The sequence below is a fragment of the Mesorhizobium sp. M2C.T.Ca.TU.002.02.1.1 genome (genome assembly GCF_003997225.1).
On the sequence record NZ_RZTO01000343.1, the window covers coordinates 1 to 6,079 of the forward strand.

Sequence of the window (6,079 nt, forward strand, 5' to 3'; positions counted from 1 at the left end):
GCCGATCGTAGCCAGCGTCTCGACATCGAGGACGCCGATGGTGACCGCTGCGCCAACCGTCGTGTCGGAACCACCGCCTCCGCCCCCGCCCCCACCACCGGAGATCCTCAGAGCACCGCCGCCGGCGATGTTCTGCATGCCGATGTCCTGGCGCGCGGTGACCGTGACATCGCCGTTGAGCGCCGTGACGGTTGCACCATCCGCGATGCTGGCGCTCACCGTGTTCGGATCGTCAGTCGCCGGTGAACCGAGGACGCTGAAGGCGACCGCGCCGGCGATGCCGAGGCTCGATTTGTCGCCGCCGGTTCCTTGCCCGCCGCCACCGGAACCGCCCTGGGTGGCCCCGCCGGTGCTGCTCTGCTGCGAGCCGGCTCCCGAGAGAGCCAGCGCCTTGAACGCATTCACCTCGCCGGCGCTGGTGCCAGCCTCGACGGTCACCGACCCTGCTGTCGTGGTGCCGTTGCCCAGCCGCGCTGTGGTGTCCATCAGCGCGACGTTGAACGCTACCGCGGCGCTCACATTGTCGGACGAGGACGAGCCTTTGGTGAAGGCGATGCTGACCGCTTCGGCCTGCGCGTCGGCGTCGCTGATCGCCTTGACCGACAGGTCGCCGCTGGCATCGATATCCACATCGTCCGCGATCTCAGCCGCGACCTTGGATACGATCACCGTCCCGCCGATCGAGGCAGCGATCCTCAGCACGCCACCGGACGTCTGCGTGCCCGCCTGATTGGCGTTGGCGTTACCCTGCCCGCCCGGATTCGTCGTCTGGTTCTGCGACGTCTGGTTGGCGCTCGCCACCTGGGTCTGCGGGGTCGGTTCGGTCAGGCTGGAATTCGTCCTGGCATTCAGGAAACTGGTCTGTGAACCGGTCTGGTTCTGCGAAGTCTGGCCGCCGCTGTTGGCGTTCTTCTCGCCCTCGGCACTGCCCGTCGCCAGCACCGTGGACGTGATGGTGCCCTTGGCTTCGACCTTCACGTCGTCCGCTACCGCCGCGCCCGTCGAGACGCTGCGCTCAAGCCGCGCGCCAACGTCGTCCTCGGTCCACCCGAGCGCGATCGCCGCGCCGACGCCGGTACCGCCAGAGCCGGTCACTTCGGCATTGGCTTCGGTCGTCTGGCTGACAACATTGTCCGCCGTAATCGTCAGGTCGCCCTCGATTTCGATGGCTAGGCCCGCCAACACGCGCGCGTCGGTGTGGTTGTCGGAAACCCCCAGCGCGATAGCGCCACCAACCGAAGTGCCGCCCTGGCCAGCGCCAGCGCCGGCGGTCGCCAGCGTGATCAAGCCGTGGCCACCGTCGGCATCGACCGTCAGGTCGTTCGCGGTAACCGTGGCCGAGCCTTTGATTTCGGCCAGCGTGTCGTAGCCGGCATAGCCGACGGCAAAGGAGAGGCCGACGCCCGTGGTCGTTCCCGTCGCCGCGGTCGCCGGAAACGCCCGCGTCAGCGTATAGGTCGTCGTCTCGGCCTTGACGGCCGAGGCGCCAATGTCCGTATCGGCATCGTCGCCGTCCTGGGCGGCGATGGCTGCACCGTCGCCGAAAATGGCGCTGGTTTCGCCCTCGGCGACGTTGATCGCGACCGAACCCGCCACGCCGATCTTGCCCTTGCTGGCGCCCGATTTGGCGGTCGCGTCGGTCGAATGGCTGGTTTCGGTCAGCTTGTGGCCATCACCGGTGCCGGACGAGGTGATATCGATCGCCTCGCCCTTCAGGGCCTTCGCACGATCTTCGGCGAGCTTGATGTTTCCGCTGCCGTCAACGATGGCAAAATAGGTGGTGCCATCGGTCAGTCCGCCGATATCGGTGTTGCCGCCGCCGCCGTTGGAATAAACCACCTCGTCACCGGTCACCACGCCCGGCGACGCGAACCGCGCCGCGTCGGGATCGAAGGTGATGTCGTCATCTTCCGTGGTATCGGGGCGCTGGAGCTTGTGCGCGTCGCCGGAGCCGAGGCTGGTCAGGTCGACAGCGACACCGTTATCGGCGTCATCTGCCGATGCCGCCAATTGAATCAGCCCCTTCTCGCCCTTGATGACGTAATAGTCAGTACCGTTAGTCAGTCCGCCGATGCTGCCGCCGCCACCATTGGAATAGACGACTTTCTCGCCGGTCTCGAGGCCGGGTTGCTCACCAACGAAGATCGTGTCGGCATCGAGGTCGATGGTCGAGGTCGCCTCGATCTCGCGTTCGGCCATCCCTGCCTCGACGGTGACGCCGTCGCCGGTCACGGAAGCATGCTCGATCAGGGCGTGGTTCTGGCTGTCGGAGGCGTTGACCGCGACAGCCGCGCCGATGGCGGTGGCGTTCGAGGTGGTCACCGACTTGCCGTCGGCGGTCGCCGCGGCATCGTGATTGGCAAGGCTCCTTACGGTGACGCCGCCTTGTGCGGCCACGGTGATAGGCGTTCCCGCCACGCCGCCGATGACCGCGCGCGAAGCGGTATCCTGCGCAATGTTGATGCCGATGGCGGCGGCCACGCTGAGCGGGCCGGCCGAGGTGCTGGTGCCCGGCGCCGTTGCGTTTGCCTTCCCGCCGCTGGCGTTGTTGGCGCCCGCGACCTGGGTGTCCGTCTGGCTCTGGGTGGTGGTGTTTCCGTTGTCGCCTTCCTGCTTGGCGCCGGTAGCGCTCGCCTTGGAATCGGCACGGCTGGCCGCCCGGCTGGTCGCCGCGATGAGCACCGCTCCGCCAGCCGTGACGCTGCGCGCCAGGCCCGCGAGCAAACTGTCCTGCGCGATCGTCAATGCGAGGCTCGCGCCGATCGCCGCGTTGGTGCCCTTGGCCGCGCCATTGGCGGTGGAGGCTGCCTCATTGTCATGCTCGGCCGTGACGGTCAGATCGCCTGTGACGGTCAGCGCCGACCCGGCCAGGATATCGGCTGTCGTGTCGTTGAGCGCGACTGTCGTCGCAACGACCGGAGTGACAGCGGTGCCACCGGCGGCGCCCCCTTCGGCCGTGGAAAGAACGCTGTGAACACCCGATGCCGAAACGGTAACGTCGGCCGCGCCGGCAACCGCGCCGTCAATACGGGCGAGCGCATCGTTGTCGCCGACGCCGAGCGCCACCGAAGCGCCAATGCCGGTCGAATTGCCGCTGCCGTCGACCTTGGCCTTGGCGGTGGTCTCGGTGACCGTGGCCGAATGCGCCGACAATGTCAGGTTAGCGCCGTTCAGGTTGATGTTCGCGCCACTCTCGATCAGCGCCTCGGTGGTGGTTGTGACGATGCCGATGGCGAGCGAGCCGGCAAAGCCGGTCTTGCCGCCGTCGCCAACACCGGACGTGGCTTCGGTCTTATAAGTGCTGTCGGCGTCGAGCGTGGCCGTCAGGGTCACGTTCGGGGTGGTGTAGCTGCCGCTGCCGCCGAGCGACACGCGCGTTTCGGGCATGATGACGCCGATTGCCACCGCGACACCGACGCCGGTGCCGCCGGCAGGAGGCGGATCCTGGGCCTCGCCGGTGTTGGACCCGTCGGCGCTGGATGTGATCGTGTCGGTGGTCGTCGCCGTCAACGTGACGTCGCCGGAACTCACTATCGAGCCCGAGGTGTCGGCGGAGATTTGTGTGACCGGTTTGTACACGGTAACCGCGACGGCGCCGGCGAATTTGACCGAGCCCTCGGCCGTCTTCGCGTCGTTGCTGGCGAGTTGCTTCTCGGATTCGTTGGTGCCGCCGGCACTCTCGTCCCCGCCGCCCTTGGTCGAGATCGCCGAGGTCGTGATGGTGCTGGTGGTGGTCGCCGAAAGCGCGACAGACGTCGGCGCGGTGGTAGCGCCGATCGACGCGGTGTCGCTGAGTTTCACGCCAGTGGCGGCAATGACCACCGTCGCGGCGACGGTCGCGCCGGCGCCGCCCGCCGTTCCGTCGGCAACGTTCTCGATCTCGAACGTCGATAGGGAATCGACACTGACCGCACCGGCCGCGTCGATCGTGCTAGCGCCAAAAATCCCGATTTCGGACTTGGAAATCAACGTGGTGACCGCGATCGCGGCGTCCAACTTGGCTTCGGTGTCGCTCGAATCCGCCTCGTCAGCGGCCGCCACGGCAACATTCACGGCGGTGTCGAGGTCGACCTTGCCCGTGGCCGAGATGTGAGCGCTGGATGCGCCGTCGCCCAAGGTGATCGTGGCCTTCGGCAATCCGATAACGATAGCGCCGCCAATGCTTCCGATCTGGCCTTGGCCCGGCGTGAGCGACGAGGTTGCCGTCGCGCTCATCACGACGTCGCCCGCAGTAGCGGTCACACTGCCCGTGACGTTGATGGTGGCGTGCGGCGCCGCCAAATAGAGACCCTTGGTGAGTTCCGTCGGAATCAGGCCGTTGCCTTCGCCGACGGCCTCAAAGTTGACGGACGTGCCGGAGACCGACGCGCCCGCGTCGACATTGATCTCCTCGGCCTTGAAGTGGATCGCTCCGGCGGTCAGGGCGCCGGTCACGATGATGTTGTCGAGCCCATCCTCACCATCGACCGTCAGGCTCGCCGAGCCGAGATTGATGGTGCCCTGGAAGGTGATCGCATCACCCTCAACGAAGGCGGCGATGAGGTTCCCCAAGTTGGCGTCAGCGAATACGTCCTCGCCCAAATATTCATTGAGAAGCGGGAAGAGACCCTGGTCGTTGCCGAGTTTGATCGTGACGGAATTGGTTGGTAGTTCGAACGATGTCTGCTCGAACGTCGGAATGCTTTGCGACGCGACGGTTACGGTCGACCCGCTCATCGTCACGACTGCATTGTCGGAAGCGGCGCTGAGGTCGATGGTGACGTTTGCGGCGTTGCCGAGGCTGACCGGCTCGAGGCCGGCATAGGCCAGCACCGCGCCGTCGCGCGTGATGGTGCCGGAATGCGCGTCGTCGGCCTTGTAGACGATTGTGCCGGAATTGCCTTCCAGAACCATGCTGTCGAAGCCGCCGGCGCCGCCGTCCATGACGCCGCTCATCACGCCGCCAGCAGAAACAAAAAAGGTGTCCTCGTTGTCGGCCGAACCCCGAAGGTTCTCGACCTCAACGAAGGACACCCCTGAAACACTGCCCGAATCCCGTCCGGTTATGTTCCAGGTGGTGTCTGCCGGAGGGCCGGTCACCGCGTCGCCGCCCGCGCCGCCGCTCAGCAGGATCTTGCCGGCGAGCGCCGTCTCGAAGCCGTCGTGGACGAAAGTGTCGTCGCCAGCGCCGGCGTCAATCGTGAGCTTCACGTCCGGATGCAGGAAATTGTAGGTAAGCGCGCCGCCGGCGCCGACCGCATCGATGGTCGAGATACCGTCGCCCACGGTCCCGTTGTCGCCGATCCTGAGCGTCTGCCCCTGCCCCGTCGCGTCCCGGAAGATGCGGTTACCGGCCGCGCTCCCATCCAAAACAGTACCGACGCCGGTGAAGCCGATCGTCTGCGGTCCGGCCGGGCCGCTGACTGTGACCGCTCCGGCGCCGTCGCCGGTCATCGTCACTGTGACGTCTGTGAAGGTCCCGCCCGCCAGCGCCAGCACATCGTCGCCGTCACCGCCTTCGAAGTCGATTTCGACCCCTTGCAGGAATTCCTTGGCGAAGTCGACCGTCAGCCGGTCGTTTGCAGCGGTGCCGACGACACGGATAAAGTTGACCTCCTGCGCGCTCCGGCTGTCGATCAGCATGCCGCTTCGGTCGTCGAAAACCTGAACGGCTTGGATGAGATTGTCGTACTTCAAGGAATAGTGCGCGCCGCTCGCATCGCCCATCATATCGACCCGGAAGGGGATTATGTCGGCCGAGAGCAGGAAACGCGGCTCTAATGGCTCCAACCTGAGACCAGGGAGATGACTGGTGGCAGAGTGCGAATTCCGGTTTGCCTTGCGTTTCCTGCCCCACCCAAGCAGGCGCGCCCACATGCTTCTTCCGGCATTTCGTGATTCTTGCACTGTTTCACGCGATGACGGACCCACGGCGAATGAACGCAGCATCTCCCAGCCTCCCCCGCTGAACACGAAAGCGTTACTTCATACCATGCCAATTCTTCTGGCGCCATGGGAAGAACCTGCCCCGGCGTCAGTTTTTCGCCTTTTCTCAGCAATTCGATGGATGGCAACGGGATTAAGGTAGGAATCCAATGAC

Annotated in this window: 1 protein-coding gene; it reads right to left on the reverse strand. The window is 65.7% G+C overall.

What is annotated here, in order from left to right:
- On the reverse strand, nt 1–5,706 hold a 5,706-nt coding region (locus tag EOD07_RS18660), incomplete at its 3' end, for a hypothetical protein (protein WP_245470225.1).
- Nucleotides 5,707–6,079: the final 373 nt, after the last annotated feature.